15 protein-coding genes are annotated in these 19,878 nt (G+C 36.7%); 4 read left to right on the top strand and 11 right to left on the bottom strand.

Translation table 11 applies throughout. The features are described 5' to 3' along the window. Nucleotides 1–847: 847 nt before the first annotated feature. The 5 genes from ACNQGN_RS01080 to ACNQGN_RS01060 form a co-directional block, all read right to left on the bottom strand. On the bottom strand, nt 848–1,654 hold the full coding sequence (locus tag ACNQGN_RS01080) for an ABC transporter ATP-binding protein (RefSeq protein ID WP_417986027.1): 807 nt from the start codon (nt 1,652–1,654) through the stop codon (nt 848–850). Nucleotides 1,655–1,674: 20 nt separating this feature from the next. After that, nucleotides 1,675–2,562 carry a nitrate ABC transporter permease gene (gene ntrB / locus ACNQGN_RS01075; protein WP_417986026.1) on the bottom strand — a complete coding sequence of 296 codons (888 nt, stop codon included), beginning with the start codon at nt 2,560–2,562 and terminating at the stop codon, nt 1,675–1,677. Between the two features lie 97 nt (nt 2,563–2,659). Continuing rightward, a complete protein-coding gene (locus ACNQGN_RS01070; RefSeq protein WP_417986025.1) occupies nt 2,660–3,889 on the bottom strand; it encodes a CmpA/NrtA family ABC transporter substrate-binding protein in 1,230 nt (409 codons plus the stop codon). A 36-nt stretch (nt 3,890–3,925) separates the two neighbouring features. Then, nucleotides 3,926–5,377 carry an alginate export family protein gene (locus ACNQGN_RS01065; protein WP_417986024.1) on the bottom strand — a complete coding sequence of 484 codons (1,452 nt, stop codon included), beginning with the start codon at nt 5,375–5,377 and terminating at the stop codon, nt 3,926–3,928. Nucleotides 5,378–5,745: 368 nt separating this feature from the next. Further along, nucleotides 5,746–6,444 (bottom strand): Crp/Fnr family transcriptional regulator, encoded by a 699-nt coding sequence (locus ACNQGN_RS01060; RefSeq protein ID WP_417986023.1) that lies wholly within the window; start codon nt 6,442–6,444, stop codon nt 5,746–5,748. Between the two features lie 178 nt (nt 6,445–6,622). Here ACNQGN_RS01060 and ACNQGN_RS01055 point away from each other — a divergent pair, with 178 nt between their 5' ends. The 4 genes from ACNQGN_RS01055 to katG all read left to right on the top strand — a co-directional run bounded on the left by ACNQGN_RS01055 (nt 6,623) and on the right by katG (nt 14,746). Further along, entirely contained in the window at nt 6,623–10,135 is a 3,513-nt protein-coding gene (locus ACNQGN_RS01055; protein ID WP_417986022.1) for a molybdopterin-dependent oxidoreductase, read from the top strand. Nucleotides 10,136–10,161: 26 nt separating this feature from the next. Beyond that, nucleotides 10,162–11,601 carry a rubredoxin gene (locus ACNQGN_RS01050; protein WP_417986021.1) on the top strand — a complete coding sequence of 480 codons (1,440 nt, stop codon included), beginning with the start codon at nt 10,162–10,164 and terminating at the stop codon, nt 11,599–11,601. Between the two features lie 51 nt (nt 11,602–11,652). Then, entirely contained in the window at nt 11,653–12,201 is a 549-nt protein-coding gene (locus ACNQGN_RS01045) for an acyl-CoA thioesterase (RefSeq protein WP_417986020.1), read from the top strand. A gap of 316 nt (nt 12,202–12,517) precedes the next feature. Then, nucleotides 12,518–14,746, top strand: a complete 2,229-nt coding sequence (gene katG, locus ACNQGN_RS01040; protein ID WP_417986019.1) for a catalase/peroxidase HPI — start codon at nt 12,518–12,520, stop codon at nt 14,744–14,746. A gap of 155 nt (nt 14,747–14,901) precedes the next feature. On the opposite strand, the gene ACNQGN_RS01035 is transcribed toward katG, so the two are convergent. The 6 genes from ACNQGN_RS01035 to moeB form a co-directional block, all read right to left on the bottom strand. Then, a complete protein-coding gene (locus ACNQGN_RS01035) occupies nt 14,902–15,225 on the bottom strand; it encodes a cupin domain-containing protein (RefSeq protein ID WP_417986018.1) in 324 nt (107 codons plus the stop codon). Between the two features lie 15 nt (nt 15,226–15,240). Next, a complete protein-coding gene (locus tag ACNQGN_RS01030) occupies nt 15,241–16,191 on the bottom strand; it encodes a bifunctional helix-turn-helix transcriptional regulator/GNAT family N-acetyltransferase (protein ID WP_417986017.1) in 951 nt (316 codons plus the stop codon). Nucleotides 16,192–16,394: 203 nt separating this feature from the next. Beyond that, nucleotides 16,395–17,402 carry a GTP 3',8-cyclase MoaA gene (gene moaA / locus ACNQGN_RS01025; protein ID WP_417986016.1) on the bottom strand — a complete coding sequence of 336 codons (1,008 nt, stop codon included), beginning with the start codon at nt 17,400–17,402 and terminating at the stop codon, nt 16,395–16,397. Beyond that, complete coding sequence (moaCB, locus tag ACNQGN_RS01020; RefSeq protein ID WP_417986015.1) at nt 17,389–18,303, bottom strand: bifunctional molybdenum cofactor biosynthesis protein MoaC/MoaB; 915 nt, start codon at nt 18,301–18,303, stop codon at nt 17,389–17,391. The genes moaA and moaCB overlap by 14 nt, the downstream gene beginning before the upstream one ends. After that, the gene (locus tag ACNQGN_RS01015; protein ID WP_417986014.1) at nt 18,304–18,741 is read right to left on the bottom strand and encodes a molybdenum cofactor biosynthesis protein MoaE; all 438 of its coding nucleotides are present in this window, start codon (nt 18,739–18,741) and stop codon (nt 18,304–18,306) included. Between the two features lie 18 nt (nt 18,742–18,759). Continuing rightward, entirely contained in the window at nt 18,760–19,839 is a 1,080-nt protein-coding gene (gene moeB / locus ACNQGN_RS01010; RefSeq protein ID WP_417986013.1) for a molybdopterin-synthase adenylyltransferase MoeB, read from the bottom strand. Nucleotides 19,840–19,878 lie beyond the last annotated feature (39 nt).

Raw genomic sequence — 19,878 nt, 5'->3', positions numbered from 1 at the left:
TGCACAGACAATAATTTCAGGGTCTTTATCTAAAGTAAAACAATAAGTTTTACCTAATAACTCCGAATAATAATTTAAAGCATCACCGTAAAAAAATCGTTTAAATCTTTATTGTCGCAATCAAAGGGCTTACAAGAATTAATTACTTCGTTGTCATAAATTTTAAGCGTACAATCGTCAAGAAGAAATCCCAATAGTGTTAAATTTTTGCTTTAGCTAAAATTTTGGACGCTGTTGACACCTGCTTAGAAAAATCTACAGAAAATTTTTTTTCAGTATTTGCAGTAATTGTCAAGGTGAAAACTTTTGCAGCTTTATCTCTTAAAACAGGTATAGATTTGATCGCAATTACCATGATTAATTTAGTTTATTGATACAAAAGTATATAAATACATCTCAATAACAATACTTTGAACTATAATTTAACTAGTACTGATACTATATAAATAGCTGATCCCCTTTGTTTTCTTGTATAAAATTGCACTGTATCAGGGAGCCCAGTAAATTAATTAATCATTATTGACGATTTGTACTCTACTCCAAAGAATTAGGAGCAGAGTTTAGAGGTTTAAGAGCTGTGAAATTATTCTTATTCAGACTAACAAAATTATATGCATAAATATACTAGTTCTCTAAAAAAATGCCAGATACATAGATTCACTGTGATAATGTATGTGCATAATTTTACTTTTATTTTAAAATTAATAATGAATTTGACATTGCTTTTTTTTATTTAATACCCCCAATACTTATGCCTATAAATATATTATATGCATTATAATGCACAAAAAAATCCCTGCAATGCCAAACCATTACAGGGATTCCTAACTAAACAAATTAAACTAAATTAACTTTTATACACCATACCCATATCTTCAATAGAGAACTTATCAGTTAACAGGTGTAATAATTTATCTCGTAACTCTATATATTCAGGCATTTTTACGATTTCGATTTTGTTTCTTGGCCTTGGTAAATGAACTTCCACAATTTCTCTGATTGTAGAAGCAGGGCCGTTATTCAACACCACAATTCTATCAGATAAAAACAATGCTTCTTCGATATCGTGTGTAATCATCACAATAGTTTTGTCCCTGTTATTCAGGTTCCATAATTTCAACACTTCTAATTGCATCGTGCCTTTTGTAAGGGCATCAAGTGCTCCAAAAGGCTCATCCAACAATAAAACTCCAGGATTAATCGCAAAGGCTCTTGCAATTGCCACTCTTTGTTTCATCCCTCCTGACAATTGCCCTGGTAATTTACTTTTATGTTCAAACAGATTTACCATTTTCAGGTTTTTCTCTACAATTTCATGCTTCTCTGCTTTGGAACAATCCATTACGGCATCAACTGCTTGAAAAATATTTTGATACACTGTTAACCAAGGTAATAAAGAATAATTTTGAAAAACAATTCCTCGATCTGGTCCAGGACCTTTTATTTTTTTATTGTCTAATTCTACTGTTCCGCCTGTAGGAGTTAACATCCCTCCTATGGCATTCATAATGGTTGATTTTCCACAGCCCGAATGACCAATGATCGAGATAATTTCTCCTTTTTTAATGGACAGATTAATATCTCTTACCGCAATATATTTTCCTTTTGGAGTTGGAAATGAAATTTCCAAATCTTTGATTTCTAAATAACTCATAGTCGTAAATTTTTATGTTATTAAGCTTTGTAAGCTACTTTATTTTCAATAAAAGTGAAGATTCTGTCAAAAAGCAATCCTACTATACCAATAATGATAATGGCTGATATTACTTTTTCAAGACTTAATGCATTCCAGCTGTCCCATACAAAAAAACCAATCCCTGCACCACCGGATAACATTTCACCAGCAACAATAACCAACCATGCAACACTAATACTCAAACGCAATCCTGTAATGATGTGGGGCAAACTATACGGAACTAAAATTTTAGTGAGGTATCGCATTTTCGAAAAGCCAAATGCCTTAGCCACATTTTTATGATCTTGCGGAATCGAGGCTACCCCAAATGACGTATTGATAAGTGTTGACCATAAAGACGTTATGAAAACAATAAATATAGTTGCCATTCCTGTATCTTTAAAAACAACCAAACCTATTGGAAACCAAGCTAATGGAGAAACCGGTTTAAGCAATTGAACGATTGGATAAAAAACTTGTTTGCAAATCGTACTGGCACCAATTAGAATTCCGATTGGAATAGCAATTAAAGAACCTAATAAAAATCCGGAAAGTACTGTTTTGATAGAGCTGAATAATTGCAATCCAATTCCTTTATCATTCGGTCCGTAATCATAAAACGGATCGCTTAACATTTCTTTCAAAACCGTTAGCGTCGCTATTGGTCCAGGAAGGGCATCTTCGGTATAAAAGCTTAATAAACTCCAAAATCCGCCAAAAACAAACAAACCTACACCTGCTAAAAGCAATGATTTTGATTTTACAAGTAAAGTATTTAATGCTAATTTGAGTTTATAATTTTCTTCTGCGACACTTTTTTTAATTTCTGTCGAAACATTGATTTCTGAATCTAGTGTATCAATGGTTAGTGTGTTTTTATCAGACATGGTAATAAAATTTAGTTTAATTAAGGTATTTCTTCTGCATCATCCCAACCCTCTCGGTACAGAGAGGGTGTAAAGACAATGGCATTCTATTTTGGATTTATCTTTTTACAACTTTTAAGTACGCTGCAGGATTTGCCGGGTCAAAAACAGTTTTGTCCATAGTAAGAGCAAACGGTTTCATATCATCATTTGGTACTTTCACTTTCATACTGGCTGCTACCTCTTTATACAAATCATCTAAGATCAATTTATCAGCAATTGCAGCATAATTTGGTGCTTCTTTCAAATATCCAAATCGTACAAACTGTGCCATTGCCCATATTGCATGTGACTTACGAGGGAAATTTACCATTCCTCCTTTGTGAAACAACATATAATCTTTGGTATAAACTTGTGTTCCCTGATTACAACCTAAATCATAATTCCCCATCAATCTGTTTTCGATTACATCAGCCGGAGCATTCACATAAGGCGCTCTACCAATAATAGAAGCTGCTTTTTTACGATTAGATGGATTGTCTAACCAGATACAAGCTTCCATTACCGCTTTCATTACTTTTACTAAATCTGCTTTACGCTTTGCGCTGAAATCTTTGTTCACCACCAAAGCTTTTTCAGGATGATCTTTCCAAATATCTTGAGAAGCAACTTGTGTAAATCCAATTCCTTGTTTTACGGCAACTCCACCCCAAGGCTCTCCTACACAAAACCCATCCATATTTCCAACTTTCATATTAGCTACCATTTGTGGTGGCGGAATGGTGATGATTTTTACTGCTTTTTGATTCAAACCGGCAACTGACATCCAGTTACGCAACCATAAATCATGCGTACCTCCAGGGAAAGTCATTGCAAATGTCACTTCTTTTTCAGCTTTCAATTTAGCGGCCACAACTGGAGTTACCTTATTCATTTGTTTAAAACCAACCTTTCCACAAAAATCTTTTGAAAGTGTAATAGCCTGTCCGTTTACATTCAGCATCATTGCAATTTTCATTTCAGATCCTGCTTTTCCTCCAACTCCGGTGTATACTGAGAATGGCATAGAATACAAACAATGTGCTCCGTCTAATTCTCCTGTTAAGATCTTATCACGAACATTAGCCCAGGACGATTCTTTAGTTACCACTACCTCAACACCGTATTTTTTGAATAGACCCAGCTCCTTAGCCATAATAATTGGTGAGCAATCTGTTAACGGTATGAAACCCAATTTTACGGGATCACCTTGAGCGCTTATTGTTGTAAGAGATGCTATCATTACGGCAAACAAGGTCAATAGTATTGTTTTGGAATTCCTTGTTAATTGTTTATTTAGTTTTTTCATTTTGTTTTCATTTAAGGATTAAATACTTCTATTTGTCTATTTTTTAGCTAAAAAATTAGGTTTGATATTTACCATCACATAGGCGAATTGAGGGCTAAGATCTGGTGTAGTAACATTTTTAACAGCAGCTGAAGCCATTGAATTGGTTGCTTTCATAAAAGAATACCCTGCTTCTAAATTGATCATTTTAGTTAAATTGTATCGTACTAATAAGTCAACTTCAGTACCTAAATAAGAATCCAGTTCTCCTCCTGCACCATTAGATAATTTGTTTGCTGCTGCAAAACCATGAACATCCACAAAAAAAGTAAGGTTGTCTTTTGCATTGTATTTTGCTTTGAAGAAATAGTTTAGTAATCCTTGTTTTCCAAAACCATTCGCTGCATAGAAATAATCCATACTTCCCCAGAATTTGTGTGGTGTTCCGTATAATGGATCAAAAAGATTGCTTTCTGAAGTTGCTGTTACTGCTTTAGTACCGTCTGTTCCTGATAGATAATCAATTCCAGGACCTACAAATAATTTTCTTCCTACTTGCAAAGTCGATGTTATGGAAGCCAAATTCGCACTTATAGATCTGCCGTCTTTGTCCTTTCCACCCTGATGGTACAAACTTCCCGTAAGATTGAATTTTCTCGTAACATTAGTGTTGAAATAAAATCCGGTAGTATTGCGACTCCAAACTCCTTCTCCATAGACTTTAGTTGTTACCGCTGGAACTCCCGCAGTTACATTAGTGTACTTATTAAAATCATCTTTGAAGAATAAAAACGATACATCTCCGAAAGAAAATTTCTTTCCTAGATAAGCGTATTGAAACGACTTGTACATCGTACCAATCCCGTTTGTACCAGCTCCATACGCTGTAGGAACACCATTATAAATTGTACTAGCATTAAGTTCTTTATTTTGATTGAATGCCGCTCCAACATCAGCAATCCATCCTTTGTTTGCAAATTTGAAAACAATTGCATCATGTCTTCTGGCTTGTTGCAACCAATCTAAACCTCCTAATACTTTTTGATCATCATAGGAGATTTCCTGACGTCCTGCTTTTATAGATAAATTCTGAATAGTACTAGTAGTATCGTTTAACATAATCTCTCCCCAAGCTTCATGTAGCATGACACCGTTATTTGCCTCTGTAGTTGTTCTGTTGATAGAAGAAGCATCTTGTCCCCAAACACGTACATCCTGTAACGCCATAAATACTTTGAATCTGTATCCTGTGAATCCTACATTTAATCGTGCTCTTTGAGAGACGAACAATCCTGCTTTGTCTGCTTCTTTTTGTAACGTTCCCTGACCTGCTCTAAGTTCGGTTCTTTGTCTAATTTGTCCTGTTGCACTTAATTGCGCTTTTGCTTCATTGTGGCTTATAAATGTTAAGGCTATTCCCAAGAAGATAGATTTTGAAAAATTTGCAGCTGAAATTTTTGTAATTTTCAAACCTTGAGTGCCTAATAATGTGGTTTTAAACTTTTGCATAATAATGTGTTTTAATTAGTATGAAGCAAATTTACGTAAGTACTAATACTTAGATACTATATAAAAAACATACTAAAACCACTTTTTAATACTAAAAACAACGTGATTAAGGCGGTTTAGTTTCTGCTTTTTGACAGATAATTGATACAAAAGCAGCAAGAGTAAGGCTTAAGCAATATCGAACACGTAGTAAAGAATACGTATGATAAAAATTTACTTGGGAGAAATCGTGCTAATCCGATTTCAAAAACACAAAATAAATGACTATTAATTCGACTAAAAAGGCACGAGATTCTACGTTCTCTAGTTGGAGATCCTGTATTGAAGAAAAAAGAAGGAAGAAGAGAAAATGGAAATTATTGCAGCAACTATTTATGCTCTTTAATTTCTGATCTTAATTTATCGGCATTAACTAACCCTATTTTTTTACCGACAGTTTTAATAAGTGATTCTTTTTTTAAACTTGAAATCACCCGTATCACTTGCTCATCAGTGGTTCCAGCAAAATCGGCAATTTCTTTTCTGGACAAATCAAGCTCTATCACACCATTCACTTGTCCAAATTTTCGATGTATATATAATAAGGTATCAATTACTCTTTCTCGGACATTCATTTGCGCAATTTTGCGAATATTATTCTCACTCTTATTGAGTTCTTCCGCATAAAACAACATTAAATCAAAGGTAAATTCGGGAACATTATGAAGTATTTCCAGCATATCTTCATTACTAAAATTACACAACGTAGTGTCTTCCAGCGCATAAGCCCCAATAAGATAGCGTTTACTGGTACCAAAACCTCTAAAACCAACCGTATCACCATCTTTGGTTAATCGTACGATCTGTTCTCTTCCATTAATTCCTGTTTTTACCGTCTTTACTTTTCCTTTGTAAATAAAGTACAAACCCTGAATTGGTGCACCCTCAATGACAAACTGTTGCGCTTTTTTACAAGTAAAACTGCGCTTTCTATCAATGTAATTTTTCATTTGTTCTAAATGAATGTGTTTTTTTATAAAACAATTTTCATTTATACAGGTACTGCAAGTGGCAAATTCTTCTTTCATGGGTAAAATTTAAAATCGTTCACAAAATGATTTGGTACTAAATATTTATTTTAACCAAAATTATAAAATAAAATTCATTTAATACGTATTAATACGTAAAAATACTTATTTTTACACTTTCGTAAGATACAAACAGATCAATATACTAAGCTTTCATTATTAATAAAGAAATTCAATAATGCAAAATTCAGAAATCAAAACCACGTGTTCCTATTGTGGAGTAGGATGCGGAATTATAGTAACCACTGACTCTAAAAATGGAGTATCCGTTACCGGAGATAAAGATCACCCGGTAAATAAAGGGATGCTTTGTTCTAAAGGAATGAACCTTCATTATGTAGTTAATGATACTTCTGACAGAATTCTCTATCCGGAAATGCGCTGGAGTAAATCACATCCTATGGAAAGAGTGAGCTGGGATACCGCTTTGGATCGCGCAGCAGCAGTTTTTTCCTCTATAATAAAGAAACACGGTCCTGACAGTGTTGGATTTTATATTTCTGGACAATGTCTTACCGAAGAATATTACTTAGTTAACAAACTGGTAAAAGGATTCCTTAAAACCAATAATATCGACACTAACTCCCGCTTGTGCATGAGTTCAGCGGTGGCAGGTTACAAAAAAACATTTGGTGAAGATTCTGTGCCTATTGCTTACGACGATATTGAACTGGCAGATACTTTTTTAATAACAGGAGCTAACCCTGCCTGGTGCCATCCTATTCTTTTTAGAAGAATTGAACAACACAAAGAAAAAAATCCGAAAACAAAAATCATTGTAATTGATCCTCGAAAAACAGATTCGGCTTTGGCAGCGGATTTGCATTTACAAATCATCCCGGGCACTGACATTATTTTATATCATGCTTTAGCAAAAAGACTAATCGAAAAAGGATATGCCGACAATGATTTTATTAAAAACCATACAGAAAATTTTAAATTATACAAAGACCTTGTACTTTCTAGTTCCCTAGAAAAGGCATCTAAACTTTGCGGTGTTCCTTTAAATGACATCAAATTAGCGGCTGACATCATTGGTAAAGCCAAAGGATTTCTTTCACTATGGGCAATGGGACTCAATCAAAGTGCTATTGGAGTAGACAAAAACACGGCTTTACTTAACCTTTCTTTGTTAACGGGACAAATAGGAAAACCAGGTTCTGGACCTTTTTCCCTGACCGGACAGCCTAATGCTATGGGTGGTCGTGAAGTAGGCGGAATGGCTAATTTACTGGCCGTACATAAAGAATTAAACAATCCCGTACATCGTAAAGAGGTAGCTGATTTTTGGGGAGTTCAAGATATATCTGAAAAACCGGGACTGACGGCTACCGAAATGTTTGAAGCTTTGGAATCTGGAAAAATGAAAGCGATTTGGGTTATATGTACTAATCCGCTGGTAAGTTTGCCAGACTCTCGCAGAGTGGAAAAAGCGCTGGCGAATGCCAAATTTGTTGTGGTGCAAGACATTTCTCATAATGCTGACACATCAAAATTTGCCGATTTATTATTACCGGCAGCAGGTTGGCTGGAGAAAGAAGGAACCATGACCAATTCTGAAAGACGAATTTCTTATTTGCCAAAAGGTATCAATGCACCGGGAGAAGCCCTTTCGGATGTTGAAATTCTGACTCGTTTTGCTAAAAAAATGAATTTCACAGGTTTTAATTTTAATAGTACCGAAGATATCTATAAAGAGCATTGTCTAATGACAAAAAACACCAATATAGATATCTCCTTTTTAAATTACAATCGTCTAAAAAACGAAGGTACTTTCCAATGGCCTGTTCCTGACTATGGACATCCCGGAACCCCACGTTTATTTACCGATAAAAAATTCTATACGCCATCCCAAAAAGCAATTTTTAATATCCCAACGGCTATTGAAAACACTTCGGAACAACCTAATACTACCTTTCCGTATATTCTTACCACAGGTCGCATACGAGACCAATGGCATACAATGACTAAAACCGGCAAAGTGTCCCGATTGATGACGCATATTCCGAGCCCTGTACTTGAAATAAATCCCATTGACGCCTACAAAGCTTCAATACATAACGGAGATATTGTTGTAGTAACCAGTAAAAACGGAACTGTTCGTGTAAAAGCAAAAGTTGCTGATACCATTAGAGAAGGCGTTGTTTTCTTGCCGATGCACTGGGGGAAACAGCTTGAAAATGATTTGAACAGAACAAATAATTTGACCAATACCCTTGTAGATCCTATTTCGAAAGAGCCAGATTTCAAATTCACAACCGTGTCTGTTACTAAATATGTAAAACCTTTCGAAAAAATCGCTGTTGTGGGCGCTGGAGCGGCCGCTTTCCGATTCATTCAGAACTACAGAGAAATCAATACTTCTGATGAAATCATTGTTTTTTCGAACGAAGAAAATCCATTTTACAACAGGGTTCTATTGCCTGAATACGTAACTGCGGAACTAAGCTGGGAACAACTTTTAAAAATAAAAGACGAAGCCTTAAGTAAGCTAAACATTACTATGAAATCGGGCGTTTCAATCGACAACATCAATACTAAAGAAAATATAATTCTCGATAGTAATGGCATCACCCATTCTTTTGATTCTTTAATTTTAGCAACAGGAAGCCGACCTTTTGTTCCTGAAAATGCACAATTGCACTTACCAGGACGATTCACAATCAGAAAAAAAGAAGATGCGGACCGATTAAAAAACTACTTGGATAATACTAAATTAGTTCCGGAAGAGCAACATGTGGTAATCGTAGGTGGTGGATTATTAGGATTAGAATTGGCTGCTGCTTTAAAACATAAAAAAGTAAAAATCACGATAATCCAAAGGGCTTCCCGATTAATGGAACGTCAATTAGACCGAATTTCCAGCAAATTACTTGCTGAAGAAGTACAACTTCGTGACATCCAAATTTATTTTGATAATGAAGTCAGTACCGTATTCGAAACAGACAATCCAAACGAAATCGAAATTGCCCTAAAAAGTGGTCGAATTATAACTGCCAATGCCATCGTCTATACCATTGGTACTATTCCTAATATAGAATTAGCCAAAGAATCAGGAATATCCTGCGGACGTGGTGTAAAAGTAAACCAGTATTTACAATCATCGAATCCAAATGTATTTGCCATTGGTGAAATAGCGGAATTCAATAATCAGCTATTCGGAATTACTTCAGCAGCTGAAGAACAAGCTGACGTATTAGCGAATTTTATGGCTGGCGATATCAGCAGTTTTTATAAAGGTTCCGTTTTGATGAATATCCTGAAACTTGAAGACATCAATTTATGTAGTATTGGCGAAATAGAAATTCCGGACAACGATGATTCGTACGAAGAAATTGTGTTTGCTGATTTAGGAAAAAGATACTATAAAAAGTGTATCGTCAAAAACGACTTGCTGGTGGGCGCTATTTTGATGGGTGATAAAAATGAGTTTGCCGAATTTAAAACCATGATTGAAAGCAAAATCGAATTATCTGATAAAAGAAATACGCTACTTAGAGGAAGTTCGAATACTAAACCAGTAATAGGCAAATTAGTTTGCTCTTGCAGCCAGGTAGGAAGCGGAAATATTGAAGAAGCCATAAAAGGAGGCGTTACTAATTTCACTGAATTATGCCGAACCACCGGTGCTGGATTAGGTTGTGGAAGTTGCAAAACCGAAGTAAAAGAAATCTTATCAAAGTGTAAATAATAGTTGGCACTAAAAACTAAAAGAATATGGAATTGACAAGACTAATAGTAAAAGGAGGCGTAATTTCACCAGGTGAATTACGAGTAATTGTAAATATGGCTTTAGAACAAGGATTGGATGCCATCTCCTTTGGTTCTCGACAAGACATTATATTTCCTAAAGGTTTTAGCCCTATCGAAAGGGAAAAAACAGGTAAGAATTATTTTGTTTATCCCAATGAAAAAAGCGGAAACAACATCGTCTCTTCCTACGTATCGACAGATATTTTTAGAAATACTCCCTGGCTTACGGGAAATAAGTTTTTATATATTTTAGAGCAATTTAAAGAACAACCAACGCTAAAAGTAAACATCACCGATCCAAAACAACAGTTAGTTCCTTTGTTTACGGGTCATATCAACTTTATTGCTTCGGACCATGAAGACTATTGGTTTTTATACATCCGTTTGCCAAAATGGGATAAAATGGAAATGTATCCCGTCCTGATTTATAGTTGGAATATCGCCGAAGTATATTATGCTATTGAAAAAATACTCGAAGAAGAACCGGATTCTGTTGAAATGATTTTTCAATTGGTCAGCGATGCTGTAGACACCAATAATAGAACTATTGACAAACCGTTGAACATTCCTTTCTATCCTTTTCCTTATTATGAAGGAATGAATCGATTGGGAATTGATCAATATTGGTTGGGATTGTACTGGAGAAACAACCTATACGATTTAGACTTTTTAAAAGAAATGTGCGATTTATGTTTTGATTGCAAAATTGGTAAAATATGCATCACCCCCTGGAAGTCTTTTATCGTAAAAGGGATTCCAAAGGAGCGAAAATTAGATTGGGAAAAATTCTTAGGTAAAAAAGGAATTAATGTTCGCCACTCTTTATTGGAACTAAACTGGCATTTGCCTGTTGCCATGGAATGGGCTTTAAATCTTAAAACTTTCCTGGTTCGAACGCTGGATCAGTTTGACATAAGTACGTACGGACTTACCTTTGGTATATCCGAATACAATCGTGAAGGCCATTATTTCACTTCGATTGTGGTCGAAAAAAATGAATTACCAAAAGACTTAGAATCCATCAAAATTAGGGATACCTATAATGTTTTGTATGCCAAAAATTTTGACCCAAATACTAAAGAATATATTGTTCACGCACAAGATGTAGACAAACTGGAATTGCCAACCATCTTGATTGAACTGAGCAGAAAATATTTTGAAGAACTGGGAAATCTAATTATTGAAGTAAATACAACGGCCACAAAAAAAGAGAAAAAAGAACAAGACATTCACCAATGTCCGGAATGCCTGACTTTATACAATTCAGAATACGGTGATACTATTCAAGGCATTGAAAAAGGGGTTTTATTTAAAGATTTACCCGAGGACTATTGCTGCTCTTTATGTGAATCTCCAAAAATAAATTTCATAGTATTGAAAGGAGAAAAACTGGACTCTGTATAACATCAGTTCAAAAGAGAAAACAGTCCTTTTAAAAATAACAAAAATCGACATATGAATAATACTTTCAAAACAGTAAGCTCATCTCACATAACCATTTCTGAATTAATGTTACCTTCACATACTAATTTTAGTGGCAAAATACATGGAGGTTATATTTTGTCATTACTGGACCAGATTGCTTTTGCCTGCGCTTCAAAGTTTTCCGGAAATTATTGTGTAACCGCTTCTGTAGATACAGTGAATTTCTTAAAGCCTATTGAGGTGGGCGAATTGGTAACTATGAAAGCAAGTGTAAATTACGTGGGAACCAGTTCCATGATTATTGGTATTCGTGTAGAAGCCGAAAATATTCAGACAGGAGTCGTAAAACATTGCAATTCTTCTTATTTCACAATGGTTTCCAAAGACAAAGATGGAAAAAATGCACCCGTTCCCGGTTTAATTCTTACAAACCTAAAAGAAGTAAGCCGTTTCCAGAACTGTGTAAAACAAATTGATTTAAAAAAAGAAAGAGAATATCAAAAGAGCATTTCTACTTTTGGTTCTATTGAAAATATTTTAAGTCTAAACCTGTATAATGTTAAGGTGGAGTTACACTAATTAACTACTACCTAAAACGCTATCATTTTTAGCTTTGCTGAAAAGTGATTACAAAACTGCAATAGAAAGTAATATTTTTGCTTTTATTCCGGATCAATCAGGTATTTCAATGATTCTTGCGTTTGTAGGAGTACTTCCCCCTGGGCGATTTCCAAAAACTCCGATTCCCCTGCACTATTTAATCATTTTTCCATAAGTTGATTGCATAACTGACTTTAATAATAGCTATAATTTTTATCTATTGAAAAAATAATTTTCATAAATAAAAATTGCTAAATTAGCATTGAAAGTTTATAAAACAAAAATCAGCCCTATTATGGAAAACAACAATAATCTGAACACATTACCTGGTGACGCAAGTATGTGCCCGTTCTCAGGAGCAGCACAAAAGAAAAGCGCTGGCGCTGGTACAAGAAACAGTGACTGGTGGCCTAATCAATTAAAATTAAATATACTTCGCCAAAACTCGCCCCTATCCAATCCAATGGGAGCGGAATTCAACTATGCCGAAGCGTTCAATAGCCTCAATCTGGAGGCCGTGAAGAAAGACATCTTCGATCTGATGACCGCATCTCAAGAATGGTGGCCAGCAGATTACGGTCACTATGGACCGTTCTTTATTCGTATGGCATGGCATAGCGCAGGTACGTACCGTATCGCCGATGGCCGTGGCGGTGCGGGTTTCGGCACACAGCGATTTGCGCCACTTAACAGTTGGCCTGACAATGCAAACCTCGATAAGGCTCGTCTACTACTATGGCCAATCAAACAGAAATATGGTAAGAAAATTTCATGGGCTGACCTGATGATCCTCACTGGAAACTGTGCCCTTGAATCAATGGGATTCAAGACCTTCGGTTTTGCTGGCGGACGTGCCGATGTTTGGGAGCCTGCAGAAGACATCTATTGGGGTTCTGAAGGAAAGTGGCTGGACGACAATCGCTATTCGGGTGATCGTGATCTGGAAAATCCTCTTGCTGCCGTTCAGATGGGACTTATCTACGTGAATCCGGAAGGTCCAAACGGAAATCCTGATCCACTTGCATCAGCCCGTGACATTCGCGAGACTTTTGCCCGAATGGCAATGAATGACGAGGAAACTGTCGCGCTTATCGCTGGTGGTCACACCTTCGGAAAAACCCATGGTGCTGCCGACCCAAGTACGTATGTTGGTCCAGAACCTGGAGCTGCGCCCATGGAGGAGCAGGGTTGTGGCTGGAAAAATACATTTGGCACCGGAAATGGAGAAGATACTATTACCAGTGGCCTTGAAGGAGCGTGGACTACTACTCCTACGAAGTGGAGTAACAACTACTTCGAAAACCTGTTCGGTTTCGAATGGGAGTTAGCCAAAAGTCCAGCTGGAGCGCATCAATGGAAACCGAAGGCTGGTGCAGGTGCCGGTACAGTGCCGGATGCCCATAATCCTTCAAAGCGTCACGCACCAACAATGCTTACCGCTGACCTCGCCTTGAGAGTGGATCCTATTTATGAACCCATTTCAAGACATTTCCACCAGAATCCGCAGGAGTTTGCAGATGCCTTCAGTCGTGCATGGTTCAAGTTAACACACCGTGACATGGGCCCGATTGCACGCTATCTTGGTCCAGAAGTACCTCAGGAACAACTGATCTGGCAGGACCCTATCCCAAGTGTAACACACAAACTAATTGACGATAATGATATTGCTGCGCTGAAAGTTAAAATACTGGATTCAGGATTAACAGTATCCGAACTGGTAGCTACCGCCTGGGCTTCAGCATCAACGTTTCGTGGCTCCGATAAACGCGGTGGCGCAAACGGTGCTCGTATTCGTCTTGCACCGCAGAAAGACTGGAAAGTTAACAATCCAGCTCAACTGGAAAGGGTACTTAGCACTCTTGAAGGGATTCAAACAGCATTCAACAGCGCTCAGTTTGACGGTAAGCAGGTTTCACTGGCCGACCTGATCGTTCTTGCCGGATGTGCAGCAATTGAGAAAGCTGCTGAAAATGCGGGTCATACTGTAAAAGTTCCATTTACACCGGGAAGAGCTGATGCTTCACAAGAACAAACGGATGTGGAATCATTTGCTGTCCTGGAACCTGAAGCAGACGGTTTCCGTAACTATGTAAAGACAAAATACACTGTGTCCACGGAGGAAATGTTAGTGGACAGGGCACAATTATTGACGCTGACAGCGCCAGAGATGACCGTTCTTGTGGGTGGCTTGCGTGTCCTTAACACAGGCTTTGATCAGTCTCAAAACGGTGTTTTCACGAAGCGTCCTGAGGTTCTTACTAACTATTTCTTTGTGAACCTACTTGATTTAGGTACGACTTGGAAAGCAGCTTTAGATTCTCAAGAAGAATTTGAAGGCCGTGACCGTGCAACAGGCGAATTGAAATGGACGGGTAGTCGTGTCGATCTTATCTTCGGTTCGAACTCAGAGCTTAGAGCTATCGCTGAAGTATATGGATGTGATGATTCTCAAGAGAAGTTCGTTAAAGACTTTGTGGCTGCCTGGAACAAGGTAATGAATCTTGATCGCTTCGACTTGACCTAACAACACCTTGTATATCATAGTAAGAGGTGGTCCGTTCCGGAGCACCTCTTATATTTTCCAAGAAATCTACTTTTTTTGTTTCTACCAGCCGGATATATTTGCACGTATAACGTACCGTTGGGTTATCGGACTGTTGGCTAGTATAAAATAATTCTTTATAAATAATCCTCACGGATGGGTGTAAAAACGTCAACTACCTGACCTGCTTCAATAATTTCAATGGAATGCTCGCTATTGGCAGGAATGGAATAGGTATCTCCTTCGCATAATAAAAATTCTTCCCCAGCAAATTTCAATTTGTATTTCCCGGAAATAACATAACCGCTTTGTTCATTAGGGTGTTTATGGAAAGGAACAAAATCAGTCGATTTATACAGCATTTTTGTTACCATCGAATCTTTACCAATGGAAAGAACAACAAAATCAACTCCCAAAAATTGTTTTGAAATAGCATTCTCTTTTTTAACTATATTTTTCATATTTTTTAAAGTTAATTATTTTAAGTCTAATTCCATTTGAATGTTACAGCGTTTGTAAGGTGTGGCTTGTCCGGCAATTTTCCGGAAACCTAATTTCTGATATAGATTGATAGCGGGTTTAAGAATGGTATTGCTTTCCAGGTATAATTTGTAAGCACCCAATTCCTTTGCGGCATCAACTACGGCCTGACCAAGCAACCATCCGATGTTTTTCCCCTGTGCATTTGGAGAAACCGCCATCTTTGCCATTTCAAAATCATAGCTGGAGTCGTTCATTTTAATCAGTGCGCAAACGCCAAGGGGTTCATTATTGTGTAGTGCAACAAATATCTTCCCTCCTTTGTCCAGAATGTATTCTTTTGGATTGTCCAATGCTTTATAATCGGCTTCTTCCATTTCAAAATAAGTAGAAATCCATTCTTCATTGAGTGCTTTAAAGGCAGACTGATACTGGGATTCGTATTCCACAATCTGGACGTCTTTACTTTCTCGTACTTTCTTTTGCTCTTGTACTCTTCTGAACAAAGACTTTTGTTCCAGCAGAAATTCCCACTCTGCAATCGCTTCCCAAAGGTTATAGGTAGCTTCCTCTATAATTCCTGCAATGGCAGCATCAACGTCTGTGCATTGCACTCTGATTTGTTCCGACAGCAATACTCCCTTTTGGGTTAATCCAACGATATTCCTGCGTTTATCCTTAGACTGAAGGTTCTCCTCTACCAACCCGGCTACTTTCATCTCCTGAACTATTTTAGTCACCGATGGTTGGGAATGCCCAATTTCGTTAGCGATTTCGGTAATGGTCTTTTCGCCTTCTTCTGAAAGGACAAAGAACACTGGAAACCATTTTGGAGAAAATTCCACCTTGTATAGCGCATAAATTTGTGCTGCGTCCTCAGTTACTTTTGCAGTCAATAATCGCAACCGACTGCCCAATGCCATTTTTCCTGTTTTTTCGAATATCATCTTTTATTTTTATATAGTTAATTACATAATCGATTATGTAAATGTAAAAAATACTATTTTCACTTCCAAATTTATTTTTAAATGCTTAAAAAAAAGATGAAGTGAAGTTTTCCAGATAGCATCGTAAGGACTTGATCTGGCTATTAGGAATAAAGATCTTAATTAGAGTAGTATTGTTTTGTTTATACAAAATACATAGAAAATTAACCGCCAATAGCAATCATGCTTCGGTTATCCTGATTCAAAGTGGGATTGTTTACATCTTCAATAGTATTCATTCCTGCTCTTACTTTCTTCTTATTTTTAATGGCAAAACTGATGAGATCTTCTATTGCTTCACCGTTTCTGAAAGGCGTCAACAAATCTGTTTCGGAGTTGGAGAACAGACAGTTTTTTATTTTTCCATTAGCAGTCAATCGAATTCTATTACAGCCATCACAAAAAGGATTGGTTATAGAACTTATTATCCCAAAGCTACCCAGGTAGTTTTTTATTTTGAATTCTCTTGCAGTAAAGTTTTTATCGTCTTCCAATTTCTTTAAATCCGATGCTGGAAAATGATTTTTTACCTGTTCCAGAATTTCATTTTGAGAAACCATTCGGCTTCGATCCCAGTCATTTCCTGCAAAAGGCATGAATTCTATAAATCGAATCGAAATCGGTAAAAATTGAGTTAGTTTAATAAAATCCAGTATTTCATCATCGTTGAATCCTTTAATTAAAACCACATTTACTTTGACTTTGAAATCATTACTCAGTAACAGGTGTAAATTATCAATAACGCTCTGAAATTGGTCTCTCAGTGTAATAGAATTAAATTTTGAAGCAACCAAAGTATCTAAACTCAGGTTGATTTTTTTAACGTTAAACTCCTTTAAGACCGCAATATGCCTCTTGATCAGAATTCCGTTTGTAGTAATGGAGATCTCCGTTTGGAGCGAAGCAAGTCTGGCTATAATTTCAGGAAAATCTTTTCTTAATAAAGGTTCTCCCCCGGTAAGTCTTATTTTATCAACACCATTATTCACGAAGGTTTGGGCGATGGCGTGAATTTCGTCTGCGGTCATCAAACTCGCCTTTGGACTTAATACAATTCCATCAGCTGGCATGCAATAGGTACAACGCAAATTGCATTTCTCAATTAGAGAAATACGCAAATAGTTATGTTTACGTCCAAAATCATCCGTTAAAACAGCATTATTTGGTATCATGATTATTACCTTTTAAAATATGAAAAACATGAAGCACATGAGGAAATATGGCATCCATAGATTCCTTTGCTCCATTGGTTGAACCTGGCAAGGCCAATACCAATGAATTCCCTAAAGTTCCTGCAACTGTTCTGGAAAGCATGGAGTACGGCATGCGTTGTTGTCCATAACTCCGTATTGCTTCCTCAATTCCAGGAATTCTGCTTTCTAATAGCGGTTCCAAAGCTTGGGGTGTAACATCTCTTGGGGAAAGCCCTGTGCCTCCAGTAAAAATGATTAGTTGATTTTCTTTTGCGTACGCTTTAGTTCGCTCCTGAATCATATCAATTTCATCAGGGATAATTTCGTAATGCGTAGTTTCAACTCCGCAAACTTCTAATTTTTCGACAATTATTTTACCGGATCGATCTTGTTTATCTCCTGCAAAAATGGAATCTGAACAAACAAAAACCGCTGCCTTAATTACCGATGGAAATCTATTTTTGAAAGACGATTTTCCACCTTCTTTACTGATTAACTTAATCGTGGAAATTTCTATGTTTTTATCAATTGGTTTAAGCATATCATACATCGTCAGCGCCACGATCGAAGCACCATGCATTGCCTCTACCTCAACTCCGGTTTTATAAACCGTTTTAACTTTAAAAATAATATCGATACTTAATTCGTTGATTTCATACTCCACCGATGTAAATTCAATTGGAATAGGATGGCAATCCGGAATGGATAAATGTGTGTTTTTCACTGCAAATAAACCTGCTGTTTTTGCCATTTCCAGTACGTTTCCTTTTGGAACCAGATTATTCACAACGGCAGCAATTGTTTCCTGAAGACTAACAATTACTGTTGCCTTTGCCGTTGCTGTTCGGAGCGTACTTATTTTATGTGTGATATCAACCATTTATAACGTGTTTTTCTTCCAGGTAAAAGTACTGTTTTCAAATATTTCTTTACCAAAAATTGGCACATCTGTTTTAATCCAATTCACTATCGCTTCCGTGGCGTCATACACTTGCTTTCTTCTGGTTGCAGAAACAAAGACAAACAAACAGATTTCTCCTGCTTTAACCACTCCCAAACTGTGATAAATGTGCATGCAAATCAAATCGAATTGTGCAAAAGCTTTCTCTCTAATAGCATTCAGCGCTTCGTCCGCCATTTCTTCATAAGCTGTGTAATCAATTGCAGCTACCGTTTTACCATCAATTTCATCGGCTCTCACTTGACCCAAAAAAATATTGTGCGCACCAATAGTCTTTTTCGATTGGTGTTTGGCAATCGACTGCCCTATAAAATCCGAAGAAATTGGTCCCTGAATGAAAACAGTTTTCTTACTCATGATAATTATTTTTATATTTTAGAAAACAGAAATAGTTCCTTTATGTAGTATTTTATCCAATTCATTTGCACCACCAACGATACTTTTAACATTCTTAAAATTGTTATTTCTAAGGATTTCAACCGCTCTTTTACTTCTAATTCCTGACTGGCAAAAAACAAATAGCAATCCATTGGCATCTAGTTTATGCAAGGCTGCTTCTAAACGGTCTAAGGGAATTTGAATTCCGTTCTCGATTGTTATTTTTGGATATTCATCTAAATTTCGAACATCAAGAAAAACAACTGCTGAATTATTTATTTGTTCCAATGCAAGAGAAGCAAGAATTTCAATGGTTGAAGTTTCAACTACGGTATGTTTATTCTCGAAAGCTACTGCGTCCCAAGTAGTCACAACTGTTTTTGAAAACTCAAACTTCTGTTGCTCGTTATTCAACATATTATACACTAGTAATTTACCCGACAACAACTCTCCTGCTCCCAAAACCATTTTCAACACTTCATTCGCTTGAAACATACCGATAATCCCAACCGATATCCCCATAACACCAGCATCATTACAGTTTCTCACCTCGCTGGCTTCCTCAGGAAATAAACAGCGGTATGTAGGTCCATCTTCATAATTGAAAACAGAAACCTGTCCTTCAAATTTATATATAGAACCGTAAACAAATGGCTTATTGGTTACACAACACGCATCATTAATCAAATATTTGGTATTCAGATTATCCGTGGCATCGACCATAATATCATAGTGCTCGAATAAACTAATTGCATTTTTTGAATTTAATTTTTCGGTGATAGCGTTAATTTTTATCGAAGGATTCAATGCCAGAACCATTTCTTTTGCCTCAAGAACTTTACTTTTGCCCACCGAACTGCTTTTGTAAATCACTTGGCGTTGCAAATTGGTCACTTCAATTCTGTCATCGTCAATAATGCCAATTTCTCCTATTCCGGCTGCAGCCAAATAAGGTAAAACAGCGACACCCAATCCTCCTGCACCAATGATCAGGACTTTGGCTTGCTGCAATTTTTGCTGTCCAATAATACCTACTTCAGGAAGTATAATTTGTCGGTTGTATCGTGTTGTTTCCATAAATCTAGGTTTAAAACAGCAAACAAAAATTAAAAAATT

It is taken from the genome of Flavobacterium rhamnosi (genome assembly GCF_048286515.1).
GTDB lineage: Bacteria > Bacteroidota > Bacteroidia > Flavobacteriales > Flavobacteriaceae > Flavobacterium.
Note: the sequence above shows the minus strand (reverse complement) of the source record. Positions and strands in the feature narration are given on the sequence as shown.

Coding starts and splice junctions, on each gene's coding strand:
- ACNQGN_RS01055 (WP_417986022.1), top strand. CDS start 6,623: ATGCAAAATTCAGAAATCAAAACCACGTGTTCCTATTGTGGAGTAGGA.
- moaCB (WP_417986015.1), bottom strand. CDS start 18,303: ATGGTTGATATCACACATAAAATAAGTACGCTCCGAACAGCAACGGCA.
- ACNQGN_RS01050 (WP_417986021.1), top strand. CDS start 10,162: ATGGAATTGACAAGACTAATAGTAAAAGGAGGCGTAATTTCACCAGGT.
- ACNQGN_RS01015 (WP_417986014.1), bottom strand. CDS start 18,741: ATGAGTAAGAAAACTGTTTTCATTCAGGGACCAATTTCTTCGGATTTT.
- ACNQGN_RS01045 (WP_417986020.1), top strand. CDS start 11,653: ATGAATAATACTTTCAAAACAGTAAGCTCATCTCACATAACCATTTCT.
- ACNQGN_RS01070 (WP_417986025.1), bottom strand. CDS start 3,889: ATGAAAAAACTAAATAAACAATTAACAAGGAATTCCAAAACAATACTA.
- ACNQGN_RS01080 (WP_417986027.1), bottom strand. CDS start 1,654: ATGAGTTATTTAGAAATCAAAGATTTGGAAATTTCATTTCCAACTCCA.
- ACNQGN_RS01030 (WP_417986017.1), bottom strand. CDS start 16,191: ATGATATTCGAAAAAACAGGAAAAATGGCATTGGGCAGTCGGTTGCGA.
- ACNQGN_RS01035 (WP_417986018.1), bottom strand. CDS start 15,225: ATGAAAAATATAGTTAAAAAAGAGAATGCTATTTCAAAACAATTTTTG.
- moaA (WP_417986016.1), bottom strand. CDS start 17,402: ATGATACCAAATAATGCTGTTTTAACGGATGATTTTGGACGTAAACAT.
- ACNQGN_RS01060 (WP_417986023.1), bottom strand. CDS start 6,444: ATGAAAGAAGAATTTGCCACTTGCAGTACCTGTATAAATGAAAATTGT.
- ntrB (WP_417986026.1), bottom strand. CDS start 2,562: ATGTCTGATAAAAACACACTAACCATTGATACACTAGATTCAGAAATC.
- ACNQGN_RS01065 (WP_417986024.1), bottom strand. CDS start 5,377: ATGCAAAAGTTTAAAACCACATTATTAGGCACTCAAGGTTTGAAAATT.
- moeB (WP_417986013.1), bottom strand. CDS start 19,839: ATGGAAACAACACGATACAACCGACAAATTATACTTCCTGAAGTAGGT.
- katG (WP_417986019.1), top strand. CDS start 12,518: ATGGAAAACAACAATAATCTGAACACATTACCTGGTGACGCAAGTATG.